Annotated in this window: 11 protein-coding genes and 1 pseudogene; 5 read left to right on the top strand and 7 right to left on the bottom strand. The window is 73.2% G+C overall.

Annotated elements, in window-relative coordinates; genetic code table 11:
• Positions 1-51 precede the first annotated feature (51 nt).
• Complete coding sequence (locus AB0O07_RS09705) at positions 52-432, top strand: hypothetical protein (RefSeq protein WP_365629658.1); 381 nt, start codon at positions 52-54, stop codon at positions 430-432.
• A gap of 80 nt (positions 433-512) precedes the next feature.
• Here the strand turns inward: AB0O07_RS09705 and AB0O07_RS09700 are convergent, their stop codons facing one another.
• The gene (locus AB0O07_RS09700) at positions 513-1217 is read right to left on the bottom strand and encodes a 1,4-alpha-glucan branching protein (RefSeq protein ID WP_365629655.1); all 705 of its coding nucleotides are present in this window, start codon (positions 1215-1217) and stop codon (positions 513-515) included.
• Positions 1218-1487: 270 nt separating this feature from the next.
• Between AB0O07_RS09700 and AB0O07_RS09695 the strand changes: the two genes are divergently transcribed.
• The 4 genes from AB0O07_RS09695 (at position 1488) to AB0O07_RS09680 (ending at position 7691) form a co-directional block, all read left to right on the top strand.
• Positions 1488-2168 (top strand): lytic polysaccharide monooxygenase auxiliary activity family 9 protein, encoded by a 681-nt coding sequence (locus tag AB0O07_RS09695; protein WP_365629652.1) that lies wholly within the window; start codon positions 1488-1490, stop codon positions 2166-2168.
• Between the two features lie 505 nt (positions 2169-2673).
• On the top strand, positions 2674-4212 hold the full coding sequence (locus AB0O07_RS09690) for a DUF4331 domain-containing protein (protein WP_365629649.1): 1539 nt from the start codon (positions 2674-2676) through the stop codon (positions 4210-4212).
• Between the two features lie 162 nt (positions 4213-4374).
• Positions 4375-5850, top strand: coding sequence for a tetratricopeptide repeat protein (locus AB0O07_RS09685; protein WP_365629646.1), 1476 nt, complete (start codon positions 4375-4377; stop codon positions 5848-5850).
• Positions 5850-7691 (top strand): nickel transporter, encoded by a 1842-nt coding sequence (locus tag AB0O07_RS09680; protein WP_365629643.1) that lies wholly within the window; start codon positions 5850-5852, stop codon positions 7689-7691. Before AB0O07_RS09685 ends, AB0O07_RS09680 begins: the two co-directional genes overlap by 1 nt.
• Before the next feature lie 46 nt (positions 7692-7737).
• On the opposite strand, the gene rbsD is transcribed toward AB0O07_RS09680, so the two are convergent.
• The 6 genes and pseudogenes from rbsD to AB0O07_RS09650 all read right to left on the bottom strand — a co-directional run bounded on the left by rbsD (position 7738) and on the right by AB0O07_RS09650 (position 16191).
• A complete protein-coding gene (gene rbsD, locus AB0O07_RS09675) occupies positions 7738-8124 on the bottom strand; it encodes a D-ribose pyranase (protein WP_365629640.1) in 387 nt (128 codons plus the stop codon).
• Positions 8121-9155 carry a ribokinase gene (locus tag AB0O07_RS09670; RefSeq protein ID WP_365629637.1) on the bottom strand — a complete coding sequence of 345 codons (1035 nt, stop codon included), beginning with the start codon at positions 9153-9155 and terminating at the stop codon, positions 8121-8123. Before AB0O07_RS09670 ends, rbsD begins: the two co-directional genes overlap by 4 nt.
• Positions 9156-9243: 88 nt before the next feature.
• Positions 9244-11226: a substrate-binding domain-containing protein gene (locus AB0O07_RS09665; RefSeq protein ID WP_365629634.1), complete on the bottom strand. Its 1983-nt coding sequence runs from the start codon at positions 11224-11226 to the stop codon at positions 9244-9246.
• 178 nt (positions 11227-11404) lie between these two features.
• Positions 11405-12883, bottom strand: a pseudogene (locus AB0O07_RS09660) (sugar ABC transporter ATP-binding protein); the annotation flags it as partial.
• An 11-nt stretch (positions 12884-12894) separates the two neighbouring features.
• Positions 12895-14007 (bottom strand): LacI family DNA-binding transcriptional regulator, encoded by a 1113-nt coding sequence (locus AB0O07_RS09655; RefSeq protein ID WP_365629631.1) that lies wholly within the window; start codon positions 14005-14007, stop codon positions 12895-12897.
• Positions 14008-14187: 180 nt separating this feature from the next.
• Positions 14188-16191, bottom strand: a complete 2004-nt coding sequence (locus AB0O07_RS09650) for a beta-N-acetylglucosaminidase domain-containing protein (protein WP_365629628.1) — start codon at positions 16189-16191, stop codon at positions 14188-14190.
• Between the last annotated feature and the right edge of the window lie 141 nt (positions 16192-16332).

Genomic DNA, 16332 nt, shown 5'->3' with positions numbered 1-16332 from the left:
GCGTCAGTTGGGATTTCGGGGATTGCGGAGGGTCGTCATAGGATCTTGGTCATGACTTCGCAATCCCCCGAGAAAAGCCCGTCCCGTAAGCAGAAGCTCCAGGAGAAGCAGCGCCGCCAGCTCGCCGTGGTCGACACCGTCGACAAGGCCGAGGCCAAACTCCGCAAGGCCGAGGCGGAACTCGCCGAAGCGGTCGCGGAGGCCGTCGAGGTCTTCGGCAGCGAGGTGGGCGCCTCCGACGAGCTGGAACTCTCCGTCGAGGCCGTCCGCCACTTCCTGGCCATCGCCGAGGGCGGCGCGGAGGAGCCCGACGGCACCGGCGAGGCCGCGGGCAGCGCCTCCGCGAAGGCCGTGGCCCAGGCCAAGGCCGAGCGGCGGGCCGGCGCCGAGGCCCAGGCCGCCGACGCCGAGCAGGAGCCGGTGCCCGCGTAACCCCGCGTACGCGCACGCCACGACCGGAGCCAGGAGCCGGCCGACCCCGTGTCGGCCGGCTCCTCCGTTCCGCCCCGGCCCTATGCGGCGCCCGTCACGACGGCGTACGCGCCGCGCGGCGCCGTGCCGTCCGGCAGGCTCCACCCGGCGGTCACCTCTCCCAGCCGCCCGGGCGCGCCCGACGGGGCGTCACCGTCGTCGGTCAGGGTGCGGTTGACCCGTACCGTCAGCGGACCGCCCGCCATGCCGGGAGAGCCGTCGGGGCCGGCCGTACGGAGCAGCAGATCGGTGCCCTCCGGCCCGTCCACCACCGGTACGGCTCCGGATGCGGCACCCTCGACGACCGGACGGGCGGACTCCGCCAGCCGGGCGACGACCGACGGGTCGGGTGTGTCGCTGAGGCTCTGCGCCTGCGGCTCCGCCTCCCCGGCGAGCAGGGCGAGCAGCGCGGCGACGACCACCGGGTCATGGGCCCCGTCGTAGATCCACCGCAGCCCGAGCACCCCGTGCTCGCTCGTCCCGATCAGCGCCTCCTCGGCCCCGTCGAGCGGCGCGCCCCGGTAGCCGAGCGGGATGTGGTAGGTGTGCGGCCGCTCGCCGGAGGTGTCCGTGACGGCCATGAACTCGATCCCCACCTCCCCGCGCGGGTCGTCGAGCCGGAACCCGCCGGTCCGGCTCAACGCGGGGGTGCCCGTACCCGCGTGGTACCAGGGGCGGGTGGGGAGCCAGAGGGTCAGCAGCTCCAGCTTGGTCGGTCGCATGGTGGTGCGGTGGACAACGGCCATAGGTCGGGCAGCCTTTCGCGTGGGTTCGGCTCGGGGCGGGGACGGCAGGGCGGCGGTCTCGGCGGTCAGGGGGTGCCCGGCGCCACGTCCTCCGCGACGGCCCCGTCGGAGCGTACTCCGGGCCAGGGCCTCGCCTTGCCCGTGGTGCCGGCCCGCGCCCCCGGTTTCCGGTGAATGGCATGTTTCGGCTCTATGCCGCCGCGTAACGGCGCGGTAAAGTGGGAGCGCTCCCATTTCCGAACACCCCACAGACCGGACAATGGAGACTCCATGAAATGTCATGATCACGACAGCAGGATCAGGCGGTCCCGGCACTGGGCCGCCCGGGCGCTCGCCGTGCTCGCCACGGCGCTGTTCTGCCTGATCCCCTCCGTCACCACCGCCTCCGCGCACGGCTCCGTCATCGACCCCGCCTCCCGCAACTACGGCTGCTGGTTGCGGTGGGGGAGCGACTTCCAGAACCCCGCGATGGCACAGCTCGACCCGATGTGCTGGCAGGCGTGGCAGGACAACCCCAACGCCATGTGGAACTGGAACGGCCTCTACCGGGACGGCTCGGGCGGCAACTTCCCGGCCGCCGTCCCCGACGGCCAGCTGTGCAGCGGCGGCCAGACCGAGGGCGGGCGGTACCGCTCGCTCGACACGCCGGGCGCGTGGAAGACCACGGACATCCGCGCCGACTTCCGGGTGGACCTGTACGACCAGGCGAGCCACGGTGCCGACTACTTCCTCGTCTATGTGAGCCGGCAGGGGTACGACCCCACCACCCAGCCGCTGAAGTGGAGCGACCTCCAACTGGTCGCCAGGACGGGCAGTTACGGCCCCAGCCAGAACTACGCCATCGACGTCAGCACCTCCGGATACACCGGACGCCATGTCGTCTACACCATCTGGCAGGCGTCGCACATGGACCAGACCTACTTCCTGTGCAGCGACGTCAACTTCGTCTGACCCCTCCGGGGGCGACCGGGGGCCTTCCGGTGTGACGGTCCCCCGGTCGGTGTGAAGGGCCCGTCCGGTGGTACGGACCTGTCGGTGTGACGGGGCCGTACGGCGGCGACGGGCACCCCCCACCGCCGGTCCCGGTGAGCGTTTCCGACGCTCCGCCGGGACCGGCGTCCGTCGTACGGGGCCCGCCCCGCTCCGTACCGGGAACACCGCCCGGGTACGTACGGGAGCGTCGCCCCGAGGCCCGCGCGTACCCGTTCTGACGTGCGCTGATACTCCCCGTCTTCTCTTCTTCGTCGCACGGCCTCCGAAGGATTGGTCCGGCCGAAAAATTTTTTTGCCGGCCCCGATCCGGCTACGTCCCAGCCCCGCCATGGCCTCCGGCCCCAACTCGGTCTCCGGAGAACCAACTTGCCGCGATCCGAACCGAACAAGACCGGTGTGGCGCACGTAAGGACGTACAGCAAGCCGGAACGGCACCGGATGACGGACGACGAAGGACGAATCGATGACCGCAATCACCAGAAGCGGGCGTACGTGGCGGGGACGCAGGAGCGTCGCGCTGCTCGCCTGTGGTGCGTTGGCCGCCGGGGGGGTCACCGCCACCGGCGTGGCCGCGCTGGTGCCCCAGGCAGCACACGCCTCCAGCCACCGCGAAGCGCCCCTGATCTCGGGCCAGCCCCAGTTCGACAACACGGACCTCTACGCGTTCGTCAGCCCCGACCACCCCGACACCACGACCATCATCACCAATGTCCTGCCGTTCCAGGAGCCGGCGGGCGGACCGAACTTCTACACGTTCGCCACCGACGCCCGGTACGAGATCCACATCGACAACAACGGTGACGCGCAGGACGACCTGATCTACCGGTTCACGTTCAAGGACCACCGCAAGAACGAGCACACCTTCCTGTACAACACCGGTGTGGTGAAGAGCCTGGACGCCCCGGAGCTCAACTTCACCCAGACCTACGACATCGAACTGATCCGGCTGGAGCACAAGAAGGAAGTCTCGCGCCACAAGGTCGCCGAGGGGCTGCCCGTCGCCCCGTCCAACGTCGGCAAGGCGTCGATGCCCGACTACAAGAAGCTCCGCGACCAGGCGATCGCCAAGGTCCCCGGCGGCATCAAGGCCTTCGCCGGCCAGGCCGACGACCCGTTCTTCGCCGACCTGCGCGTCTTCGACCTGCTGTACGGCGGCGACCTGTCGGAGGTCGGCAACGACACCCTCCGCGGCTACAACGTCAACAGCATCGCCCTCCAGGTCCCGACCTCCTACCTCCGGGAGTCGAAGGAACAGCCGGTCATCGGCGTCTACGCGACCACGGAGCGGAAGAACGCCAGGGGCGAGTTCACCCGTGTCTCGCGGCTCGGCATGCCGCTGGTCAACGAGGTCGTCAACCCGGTCAAGGACAAGGACAAGTTCAACGCCTCCTCGCCGGAGAACGACGCGGACTTCCTGAAGAACGTCACCGAGCCCGAGCTGCCCAAGCTCATCGAGGCGATCTTCGGCATCAAGGCCCCCAAGGAGCCGCGGAACGACCTCGCCGAGGTCTTCCTCACCGGGGTCAAGGACCTCAACCAGCCCCCGAAGGTCACCCCTTCGGAGATGCTGCGCCTCAACACCTCCATCAAGCCGGTCGACAAGCCGAAGCGGCTGGCCGTCCTGGAGGGTGACACCGCCGGCTTCCCCAACGGCCGCCGCCTCTCCGACGACGTGCTCGACATCTCGCTCCAGGTCGTCGAGGGCGCGCTCCTCGGCGAGAAGAACGACCTGAGCGACAAGGTCGACGCCAACGACAAGGAGTTCGAGAAGAACTTCCCGTACGTGGCGCTCCCCAAGGCCGGCTCGGACGTCGACGCCACCGACGTGGCGACCAAGGGCGCGGGCTCGGGACTGACCGGCATGGGCGCGCTCACCGCGAACTGGTCCAGCACCACGCTGATGCTCGTCTCCGCCGGCGCGGGCGCCGTCGTCGCCCTGATCGTGGGCCTCGGCGCCACCTGGTTCCGCGCCCGTCGCTCCCGCCCGTCCTGGGTCGGCTGACGCGGGTACCCCCGTACCGCGCACACCGTACCCTCCGGGCGCCAACCGCCGTACTGGCGCAGGGCCTTGACCGGTCCACCCGAACGGCCCGGCGGCGTCATCCGTTCCCCCACGGGCGCCGCCGGGCCCCCACCACCGCACGACCCCAGGAAGGCGAGACCGATGCTCGTACGGAAGCCGCACACCGCGCGACGGCGTGAGGGCGAGGGAGGGGGCGAGAAGGCGCGCGGCGCCGCGACGACGGGCGCTGCCACGGCGAGCGCCACAGCGGCGGACGCCGCGACGGCGGGTGCCGGGCGTCGGCGTCGTGTTCTCACGGTCATGGCCGTCGCCCTGGCCGTCACCGCCGCCTCCGTCGCGCTCGGCGCCCGTGGCGACGAGGACCCGGGTACCCGCGCCGCGCCCGCGCTCGCCGCGAGCGTCCCCGTCGACCAGCTCACCTCCCGGGACCTCGCCCAGGGCATCGCCTCCCTCCAGAAACACCTCAAGGACCACCCCAAGGACGCCACCGGCTGGGCCACCCTCGGCGCCGCCTATGTCGAGGACGCCAGGACCAGCGGCGACCCCACCCGCTACCCGCAGGCGGAGAAGGCGTTCACCCGCTCGCTCGCGCTGCGCCCCGCCGACGAGAACGACACCGCCCTCGCCGGACGCTCCGCACTCGCCGCCGCCCGCCACGACTTCCCCGCCGCGCTCGCCCAGGCCGACCGGGCGCTGCGGGTCAACCCGTACAGCGAGCGCGCCCTCTCCACCCGGGTCGACGCGCTCGTCGAACTCGGCCGCTACGACGAGGCGTCGCAGGCCGTCGAACTCGCCGACCGGCGCCGCCCCGGCCTCCCCGTCTTCACCCGCTACGCGTATGTCCAGGAGCTGACCGGCGACACCGAGGGCGCCCGCGACGTGCTGCTCCGCGCGCTCGACTCCGCCTCCAGCACCGCCGACACCGCCTACGTCGCCACCGCGCTCGGCCAACTCGCCTGGAGCCAGGGGCAGTACGCGGACGCCCTGGACCACTTCGGGGCGGCCCTGCGCGCCGACCCCCAGTACCTCCCGGCCCTGGAGGGGCGTGGCCGCACCTACGCCGCCCAGGGCAGGACCGAACAGGCCCTGACCGCCCTCGAAGAGGTCGTACGGCGCTACCCCCTGCCCGGTCAGCTCGCCGCCCTCGGCGAACTCCAGGAGGTGGCCGGAGAGCCGGAGAAGGCCGAGGAGCAGTACCAACTCGTCGGCGTATGGACCAAGTTGGCCCGCGCCAACGGGGTCGCCACCGATCTGGAGTCCGCCCTCATCGAGGCCGACCACGGCGACCCGGCGGAGGCGCTGAAGGCCGCCCGCGCCGAGTGGTCGCGCCGCGAGAGCGTCCACACGGCGGACGCGCTCGCCTGGGCGCTGCACGCCAACGGGAAGGACCGCGAGGCGCTGGCCTACGCGAAGAAGGCGACCGCCGCCACCCCCGGCTACCGCAACGCTCAATTCCTCTACCACCGGGGCATGATCCAGCACGCCCTCGGCGACACCGGGGCCGCGCGCCGCGATCTGACCGCCGCCCTCGACCTCAACCCTGGTTTCTCGCCCACGGGCGCCCGCGAGGCCAGGGACACACTGCGGAAACCGACCCGTGAGGGGGAGGGGGAGTGATGGCGGAGCCGCGCCGCACCGTCGCCACCGCGTTCGCCACCCTGGTCGCGGGGACGGCGCTCGCGCTGCTGGCCGCCCCGGCGGCCCAGGCGCACCCGCTCGGCAACTTCACGGTCAGCCAGTACGACGGCCTGGTGGCCGCCCCCGGCACCCTGCGGGTGGACCATGTCGAGGACCTGGCGGAGATCCCGGCCGCCCAGGAACGTACCCGGATCGACACCGACGGGAACGACGAACTCTCCGCCGCCGAACTCACCGCCTGGGCCACGGCCCGCTGCGACACGGCCGCCGCGGGCGCCGAGCTGCTCACCGGGGAGGGCGGCGGCACGGAGGTCACCGTCACGGCGGGCGCGGCGAAGGCCGAGGAGCGGCCCGGCCAGGCCGGGCTGCGGACCCTGCGGGTGACCTGCGAACTGACGGCGCCGCTGCCGGAGGACGAGCCGCTCCGGCTCACCTACCGGCCGGCGGCCGTCGCCACCGGCGCGGGCTGGCGGGAGATCACCGCGCGGGGCGACCGGACGACCCTCAAGGAGACCGGGGACGTCCCCTCCGGCTCGGTGTCGCGGCGGCTGACCGCCTACCCCGACGACCTGCTCTCGTCACCGCCCGACCGCAAGGAGGCCGCGTTCACCGTGCACGCCGGCGGGCCCGCGCTGGCCGGCGGCGAGCAGGAAACCGGCGGCTCCCCGGCCGCCGGGGTGCTGCCGCGCGGCGCGGACCGCTGGGCGCAGGCGCTCACCGGACTGGTGGCCCGGCACGAACTGACCGTCGGCTTCGCGGCGTTGGCGCTCGGCGCCTCGCTGCTGCTCGGCGCGATGCACGCGCTCGCCCCCGGGCACGGCAAGACCATGATGGCCGCCGCCGCGACGGCGGGCGGACGCAGCTCGCTCCGCGATGTGCTCGCCCTCGGCCTCTCGGTGACACTGACGCACACGCTCGGTGTCTTCGCCCTGGGAGCGCTGATCGCGGCGGGTTCCGCGGCGGCGCCGACGGTGGTGTTCTGGCTCTCCATCGCGAGCGGCGCCCTGGTCGCGGTCGCGGGCGCGCTGCTGCTCCGCCGGGCGTGGCGGCACCGGAAGCGCCCGCAGGGGCACGGACATGCGCATGCGCATGCGCACGGGCATAGGGAGGGGCACGAGCACGGGCACAGTCATGGGCACAGCCATGGGGACGGCCACGGGCACGATCACGCCCGCGATCACACACACGGGCACACTCCTGGGCACGGTCACGGACACCGACACGGACACCTACACGGACACCGACACGGACACCCGCACCCGCAGGGGCACTCCCACGGCGACGGCCGCGCGCCCGAGCCGGCCGGGAGCGGGGTGGCCACCCTCACGGCGGAGCCCGAGCCCCAGGAGCACGGGCACCCCCACGCACACCCGCACCCCCATCCCCACTCACACCCGCATCCCCACCCGCACACCCACAGCGATGCCGAGGCCGACGCGGAGGCGGCGGCTCTCGCCCACGCCCGCAGTCACCTTCCGCCCGCCCCCGGGCTGCGCGGGATCGTCCTGATGGGGTTCGCGGGCGGCCTGGTGCCGAGCCCGTCCGCCGTCGTCGTACTGGTCGGCGCTGCGGCCCTCGGGCAGGCGTGGTTCGGCTTCCTGCTGGTGATCGCGTACGGGGCGGGGCTCGCCGTCACCCTGGCGGGCGCCGGGTTCGCGGTGGTCCGGCTGCGCGAGACCACCACCCGCAGGCTGGCCGCCCGGCCACGGGGCCGGTTCTTCGCCCTGGCCCACCGGGCGGCCCCGTTCGCCTCGGCGACCGTCGTCCTCGCCCTCGGGTGCGGGCTCCTGCTCCGGGGTGTGGTCACAGGACTGGGGTGAGACGGCCCGGCCCGGGGCGGGCACCCCGGGCCGCGCTCCGCCCGTATCAGAAGAAGACCCCGCATCTGAGCAGCACATTCGCGTACGGCCTGGCCTCCCCGGTCCGTACGATCAGCCGGGCGCCCGCCGAGAGCCGCTTCAGCTCCTCGTGCGGGACGTAGGTCAGCTCCGGGAGCGGCGCCAGCAGCCGCGCCGCTTCCGGGTTCGCCTCCCGCACCTCGTGGGCGGCCGTCGCGCCCTCCACGACCAGCTCGGCGAGCAGCCCCTCCACCACCTGCGCGAAGGACGGCACCCCGGGCAGGAACGCCAGGTCCACCAGGCGCGGACCCGCCGGGACCGGCATGCCCGCATCGCAGACCAGCACCTCGTGCCCGTGCCCCAACTCGGCGAGCGCGCCCGCGAGATGACGGTTCAGGATCCCCGACCTCTTCACCGGGACACCTCCGGCCCCGACGGCTCCCCCGGGCCCGACGGGGCTCCGGCCGGCAGCGCCGCCACTTCCTCCGCCGTCGGGTACGAGACCTGGGCGCCCGGCCGGGTGACCGTCACCGCGCCCACCCGCGCCGCGTAGCCGGCCGCCGTCGCCAGGTCCTCGCCCGCGCCGAGCCGCCACGCCAGCGCTGCGGTGAACGCGTCCCCGGCGCCGGTGGTGTCGACCGCCCGCACCGGGACGGACGGTACGTGTACCGTCGTACGGCCGTCCGCCACCAGCGCCCCTTCCGCGCCCAGTGTGATGACCACCGAGCGCGGCCCCAGCGCGAGCAACGCCCGCGCCCAGTCGGCCGGTTCGGCACCGGCACCGTCACCGTCCGGACCGCCGTCCGGACCGTCGTCCGAGCCACCGTCCGGACCGCCGTCCGGGCCCCCGTCGGCGCCCGCGGCCCCGCCCAGCAGGACCCGGGCCTCGTGCTCGTTGACGATCAGCGGGTCGCACGCCGCGAGGATCTCCGCGTCCAGCTTCACCGGCGGCGACGGGTTGAGGACGAAGCGGCTGCCGGGCGCCAGCCCGCGGACCACCTCGGCGACCGTCTCCAGCGGGATCTCCAACTGCGCCGAGACCACCCGGGACGTCGCCAACAGCTCCGCCGCGTCCCGGACATCGGCGGGGGAGAGGCGGGCGTTGGCGCCCGGGGAGACCACGATGCTGTTGTCGCCGGACGGGTCCACGGTGATCAGCGCGACCCCGGTGGGCGCCCCGCCGGACCGCACCCCCGCCGTGTCGACCCTCGCCGCGCGCTGCGCGTCGAGCAGCAGCCGGCCGTGCGCGTCGTCGCCGACCCGGGCCAGCAGCGCCGTACGGGCACCGAGCCGGGCGGCGGCTGCGGCCTGGTTGGCGCCCTTGCCGCCCGGCTGGACCTGGAGGTCCGAGCCGAGGACGGTCTCGCCGGGGCCGGGGCGCCGCTCGACGAGGGTCACCAGGTCGGCGTTGGCCGACCCCACGACCAGCAGGTCATACGCGTACATCGCTCTCTCACTCCATCGTGTCGGTGGCTGCTGCCCCGGGACCGCCCCCGGGGCGGCAGCCGGTGTCGGGGCGGGTCCGGTGCCGGGGTCAGGAGAAGTCGGCCACGTTCTCCGCCGTGACCACCTTCACCGGCACCTTCACCGTCGTGTCGATCTTCTTGCCCTCGGCGATCGCGATCGCGTTGCGCACCGCCAGCTTGCCCAGTTCCCGGGGCTGCTGCGCCACCGACGCGTAGAGCGTGCCCGCCTCGACCGCCTTCAGCCCGTCGGGCGTCCCGTCGAACCCGACCACGGCGACCGACGAACCCGCCTTCGAGCCCAGCGCCTTGGCCGCGCCGAGCGCCATCTCGTCGTTCTCGGCGAACACACCGTTCACGTCGCCGTTGGCCTGGAGCAGGTTGGTCATCACGTCGAGGCCCTTGGTGCGGTCGAAGTCGGCGGGCTGCTTCGCGACGACCTCGATCCCCGGGTACGCCTTGAGCCCCTGGGCGAAGCCCGCGCCGCGCTCCCGGCTCGCCGAGGTGCCCGCGGTGCCCTGGAGGATCACGATCCGGCCCTTGCCGCCCAGCTTCTCGGCGAGGGTCTTCGCCGCCTCCGCCCCGCCCGCGACATTGTCGGAGGCGACGAGGGTCGCCACCTCGGCGTTGTTCACACCGCGGTCGGCGGCGACCACCGGGATGTCCGCCTTGTTCGCGGCCCGTACGGAGGGTCCCGAGGCGTCCGAGTCGACCGGGTTGACGATCACCGAGGACATCCCCTCGCTGATGAAGTTCGTCACCTGGTTGGCCTGCTGGGAGGCGTCGTTCTGGGCGTCGGTGACGGTGAGGTCCACGCCTTTCGCCTTCGCCTCCGCCTGGGCGCCCGCCTTGAGCTGGACGAAGAAGGGGTTGTTGAGGGTGGAGACGGAGAGCCCCAGCTTGGTGGTGCCCCCGGAGGAGCCGGTGTTCCAGAAGGACACCCCGCCGAGGACGGCGGCGACCAGCACCGCGGCGACGGTGTACCGCACCGCCCGCGCCTTCTTGCCGCCCGGCCCGCCGCTCGCCCCCGTACCGGCCGCGCCGCCCGCCACCGGGGTGGCACCGGCGCGCCGGCGCACCGTGTCGAGGAGCACCGCGAGCGCGATGACCACCCCGATGACGACCTGCTGCCAGAACGCCGACACCGACAGCAGGTTGAGCCCGTTGCGCAGCACCGCCAGGATCAGCGCGCCGATCAGGGTGCCGGACGCCTTGCCGACCCCGCCCGAGAGGCTGGCGCCGCCGATGACGACCGCGGCGATCGCGTCGAGTTCGTACCCCTGCGCGGCCTGCGGCTGCGCCGAGGCGAGCCGGGAGGCGAGCACGATGCCCGCGACGGCCGCGAAGAGTCCGGAGAGGGCGTAGACGGCGACCTTCTGCCGCTTGACCCGCAGCCCCGACAGGCGCGCCGCCTCCTCGTTGCCGCCGATCGCGTACATCGAGCGGCCCAGGTAGGTACGGCCCAGGATCACCGCGGTGACCAGCCCCATCACGACCATCACCAGCACCGGCGCGGGCAGCCAGCCGCCGAGCGTGTCACCGAGCCGGGAGACCGAGGTGGGGAACGCGATCGGGCTGCCCTGCGAGATCACCAGGGAGAGCCCGCGCCCCACCGACAGCATCGCCAGCGTGGCGATGAACGGCGGGAGTTTGCCGTACGAGACGAGCGCCCCGTTGACGAAGCCGCAGGCTATGCCGGTGAGGACGGCGAGGAGGACCGCCAGCCACACCGGCACCCCCGCCGAGGTCGCCGACCACGCCAGGACGGTCGCGGAGAGCGCCGCCACCGAACCCACCGACAGGTCGATGCCCGCCGTGACGATGACGAAGGTGACACCGAACGCGAGGATCGCGGTCACGGCGGCCTGCACACCGACGTTCAGCAGGTTCTGGGTGGTGAGGAAGTCGCCGGAGAGCAGCGACATCGCCACCACCAGGACCACCAGGGCGCTCAGCGCGCCGTTGTCGAGGAGGAGCCTGCGGAGCCCGGAGGCACCGCCCCCGCCCCCGCCGCCTGCCGTGTTCTTCCCGCTCGTGAGCGTGTCAGTGGCCACGGGAGCCCTCCACTCCTTCATCGTCGACAGCCGGATCGGTGGCCGTGGTGTGTTCTTCGGTGGTGTGTCGTTCTGCGGTGTGTTCTTGGGCGGTGTGTTCTTGGGGGGTTGGTTCTTGGGGGGTGTGCCGCGCGGCGGTTTCGGTGGTACGTGTGCCGGTGGTACGGGCCGCCGCGCCCACCGCGAGGGCCATCACCGCGTCCTGGGTCGCCTCGTCGCCGGTGAGTTCACCGGCGATCCGGCCCTGGGCCATCACCAGCACCCGGTCGCTCATCCCGAGCACCTCGGGCAGATCGCTGGAGACCATCAGCACGGCGTGGCCCGCGGCCGTCAGTTCGTTGATGAGCTGGTAGATCTCGACCTTCGCGCCGACATCGATCCCGCGCGTCGGCTCGTCCAGGATCAGCACCCGCACCTCGGCCAGCAGCCACTTGCCGATGACGACCTTCTGCTGGTTGCCGCCGGACAGGGTGCCCACCCGCTGGCCGAGCCCGGACATCCGCACCCCGAGCTGCCCGGCCACCCGGTCGGCGGCGGTGTGCTGGGCCTTGCGGTCCACCAGCCCGCCCCGGGTCGCGGTGCGCAGGGTGACCAGGCCGAGGTTCTCCGCCACGGAGGCGTCGAGCAGCAGGCCCTGGCCCTTACGGTCCTCGGGCACGAGGCCGATCCCGGCGGCCATCGCCGCGCCGATGTCGGCCCGGGGCAGCGGGGCCCCGCCGGCCGTCACGGTGCCGGTGTCGTACGGGTCGGCGCCGAACACCGCCCGTACCACCTCGGTACGGCCCGCTCCCACCAGCCCCGCGATCCCGACGACCTCACCGGCCCGCACCTCGAACCCCACGTCGTGGAAGGCGCCGTGCCGGGTCAGCCCGTCGACCCGGAGCAGCGCGTCGCCCGGCTCGGCCGGCTCGCGCGGGTACTGCTGGTCGATGGAGCGGCCGACCATCAGCCGGACGAGTTCGTCCTCCGGCGTCGACGCGGGCACCTGTCCCACACTGCGGCCGTCGCGCAGCACGGTGACCCGGTCGCCGAGCGCGGCGATCTCCTCCAGGTGGTGGGTGATGAAGACGATGCCCACCCCGTCCTCGCGCAGGGCGCGCACGATCCGGAAGAGCTTCTCGACCTCCTCGGAGGTGAGCACGGCGGTCGGCTCGTCCATCACCAGCACGCGCGCGTCCAGGCTCAGCGCCTTCGCGATCTCCACCATCTGGAGCCGGGCGATGCCCAGTTCACGGACCTTGGTGTCGGGCGGCGTGGTCACCCCGACCCGCTCCAGCAGCCGGGCCGCTTCGGCCTCCATCTTCTTGCGGTCGACCAGGCCGAAGCGGCGCGGCTGGCGCCCCAGGAAGATGTTCTCGGCCACCGTCAGATCGGGGACGAGATTGAACTCCTGGTAGATGGTGGCGATACCGAGCCGCTCCGCGTCCTGCGCGCCGTGGATCCGTACCTCCTCACCGCCCACCAGAATCCGTCCGCTGTCCGGCCGGTAGGCGCCCGAGACCATCTTGATCAGGGTGGACTTGCCGGCGCCGTTCTCGCCGAGGAGGACATGGACCTCACCGCGGCGCAGGTCGAAGTCGACGCTGTCGAGCGCGACCACGCCGGGGAAGGTCTTGCGTATCCCTTCGACGCGCAGCAACTCGTCCGGGTCACTCACGGGTCGCTCCTTCACGATCGTGCTGAGGGGTTCGGTTCCGCCGGGGCGGAGGGGGACGGGGCCGGCGGTTCCGGCGGTACGGGACCGGGAGGTACGGCTCCGGGAGGTACGGCTCCGGGCTGTGCGGGCAGGAGGGGCGCGCCGCAGGAGCGGCGTACCACCAGCCGGGCGGGGAGCGTCACGGACGGCGCCGCCCGCCCCGCGATCCGCGCGGCCAGCGCCCGGACGGCGGCCCGCCCCAGCTCCTCGGTCGGCTGCGCGATCGCGGTGATCGGCGGGTCGGTGTGGACGAACCAGGGGATGTCGTCGAACGCGGCCAGCGCGATGTCCTCCGGCACCCGCAGCCCCCGGGCCCGGAACGCGTCGAGCGCGCCGAGCGCCATCAGGTTGTCCGCGGCGAAGACGGCGTCCGGCGGCTCCGGCAGCCGCAGAAAGCGCTCGGCGGCCCGGCGCCCGCTCTCCGCCTGGAAGTCGCCCTGGCCGATGTACGCGTCGGGCAGCTCCACCCCGTGCCCGGCGAGCGCCGCCCGGAACGCCTCGACCCGCTCGCTGCCGGTGGTGGTGGCCGCCGGGCCCGCGATGATCGCCGGCCTGCGGTGGCCGAGGGCGAGCAGATGGGCGACGAGTTCCGCGACGGCGGCGCGCCCGTCCGCCCGTACCACCGGCACGTCCACGCCCGGGATCCACCGGTCCACGAAGACCACCGGCGTACCGGCGTCCGTCGCGTCCCGGATCAGCTCGGCGCCGGGCCCGGCGGGGGAGAGGAGCAGCCCGTCGATCCTGCGGTCCAGCAGCGTACGGATGTGGTGGTCCTGGAGTTCGGGGCGCTCGTCGGCGTTCCCGATGACCACGCTGTAGCCGAGGGCCCGCGCCTCCTCCTCGACGGCGCGGGCCAGCGAGGTGAAGTACGGGTTGAGGACATCGCTGATGACCAGGCCGAGGGTGCGGGTCTCGTCGGTCCGCAGGGAGCGGGCGAGCGCGTTGGGGCGGTAGCCGAGCGTGTCGACCGCGGCGAGCACCCGGGCCCGGGCAGCCGGGCTCACGGACGGATGGCCGTTGAGCACCCGGGAGACCGTGGCGGCGGAGACACCTGCCTCGGCCGCGACGTCCTTGATGGCCGCCATCGTCGGTCCACCTCTCTGTGGAATCGATTACACGAAGGATTGGAATCGATTTCACGCAGAGAAGGCAAGAGGCGGGGGGTATCCCGAAACCGGATCGTGATGAAAGCGGGGTGCGGGCTTCCGGTCCCCATGAGGCGACCGGAAGCCCGCACCCCCTGGGCGGGGCAGTCGGCGGGCCGGTCAGTCGCGCAGCTCCGGCGCCTGCCGGATGAAGGTGTCCAGCACCCCGTCCGCCACCTTGATCGTCCCCTGCGGCCTGGTCGTCCCCGGGATCGTCCGCACTGCCGAAGCCTGTCCGGCCAGCTCCGCCGCCTGTGCGAAGGCGCTCGCCCCGCTGCCGCCGGCGAGCTGCGCCCGCAGCCCCTCCACCGTGGCCTCGAACGCGTCGCCCCACAGGTCGAGCGCGGTCAGCCAGGGCGCCGTCTCCCGCAGGAACCCCTCGTCCGCCACCCCGCTCCTGATCCGCTCCGGAGCCTCCGCGAGCAGCGTCGCGCGGGCGGCGAGGGTCCGCAGCGCGGCCTGCCGCTCGGCGGCCGAACCGGTGGTCCATACGGTGCGGAAACCGTCCAGCGCGGCACGGAGCGCGGGCGCCTGGGGCTGCCAGTTCTCCGGGCCGAACGTCGGCGCGAGATGCTGGGTGTCGAAGAAGGCCAGCAGCGCCTCCGCCGTCGTACGGTCGCCGCCCGCCAGGAAGTCCGCCGCCGCCCGCCAGGTCCGGTCGGCGTCGTAATCCTGGTCGTTCCAGGCGAACGACGCCCCGCCGAAGAGAGCGACCTTGCTCGCCGCCGCCTGGTTCATCGGGTTGAGGACGATGCCGCTCAACTCCTCGTGCAGGCCCGGCTCACGCCGGTCGTACGGGGCCATCAGGAGCCGGCCCGTGGTCTGCCCGTAGTCGTTGACCGGGTAGTTGTCCCAGAGGAACACCTTGCGGCCCCAGACCGCCGAGGCGGCCCGCGCGTCGGCCACGCTGATAGAGGGCGGGACGACGTCGTTGCCCGTCCACTGCACGACCACGCGTGGGTCGAGCTCCTCGCGCAGCACCGTCTTGTACGGGGAGTCGGCCATGTCGGAGTACTCGGTCGGCACCATTTGCAGCGGGTTGGCGCCGGGGTGTGTCGCGATGAAGCCGCGTTGCAGTGTGTTGAGCAGCCCGGCCTGCGCCCGGCCGGCCGCCGCGCGCCCCGGTGCGCCGTAACCCGCCTGGTCGGCAGCGCAGTTCCAGCTCGTGTAGCTGATGTCGTCCAGCGCGACATAGAAGCTGCGCGCGCCCGCTTCGTAGAGCGACCCGAGCTTCTCCTCCAGCGCCTTCACATCGGCCGGATCGCTGTAACAGACCGACAGGCCGGGGGAGATGGCGTAGGTGAAGTCGACGTGGTGGGCGGTGGCGGTCTCGATCAGCTCGCGCAACTCGGCCAGCTTCTCGGCCGGATAGGGCTCGCGCCAGCTCTCCCGCAGATACGGGTCGTCCTTGGGCGCGTAGATGTACGTGTTGGCCTTGACCGCGCCGTAGAAGGCGAGTTGGTCGAGCCGGTCGGCGTGCGACCAGGGCGCGCCGTAGAAGCCCTCGATGGATCCGCGCAGCGCCATCAGGGGGTGGTCCGTGATCGACACGGCCGCGATGGCACGGCGCTCGGGCGCCACCAACTGCCGGAAGGTCTGGGCCGCGTAGTAGCCGCCGTCCGCGTCGTTGCCGGCGAGGACGACGGTCCCGCCGGCGCGCCCGCCGTTCGCGGTGGAGGCGAGCGAGTACCCCTCCGCGACCAGCGTGCCGGGCACGCTCCCGCCCGCCGCGCGCAGCGCCCGCGCCACCGGCCGGTCCGCGACCGGACCCACCACGACGGTCAGCCCGTCGGAGCGGCCGGAGCCCGTCGCGGGGGCACCCCGGTCCGCGACCGGGGTGGCGTCCGTCAGCGGTGTCTCGTCGATGTGCCGGGCCCCGGCGGCGGAGAGCGCCGCCCTGACCACGGCGAGCCCGGCCCCGTCCGCGCCCGGCGCGACGGCGAGCCGCACCCGGTCCGGCACGCGCAGGGACCGCCCCGCGCCGGTCATCCGCTGGGGCGTCGGGGTGACCACCGGCAGCGCCTCCGCCGGGGTGGCGGCGCCGACGGGGACGGCGGACGAGGCCGCTGAGAGGGCGGACGGGGAGGAGGTGAGCGGAATCAGGGTGGTGAGGGTCAGTGCCATGGCGCCGAGAAGAGGGAGGCCGAGAAGGGGGTTTCGGAGGTGGTGCCTTCGGGACCAACGGAGCACGGCAACTCCAAGCGGGATCTGGACTCGATCACCGGCCGGTGACCGATTGGTGTAGACCACCATCGGAACCGGCCG

This window comes from Streptomyces sp. NPDC093085 (genome assembly GCF_040683935.1).
Taxonomy (GTDB): domain Bacteria; phylum Actinomycetota; class Actinomycetes; order Streptomycetales; family Streptomycetaceae; genus Streptomyces.
This window is presented reverse-complemented; position numbering and strand designations above follow the sequence as displayed.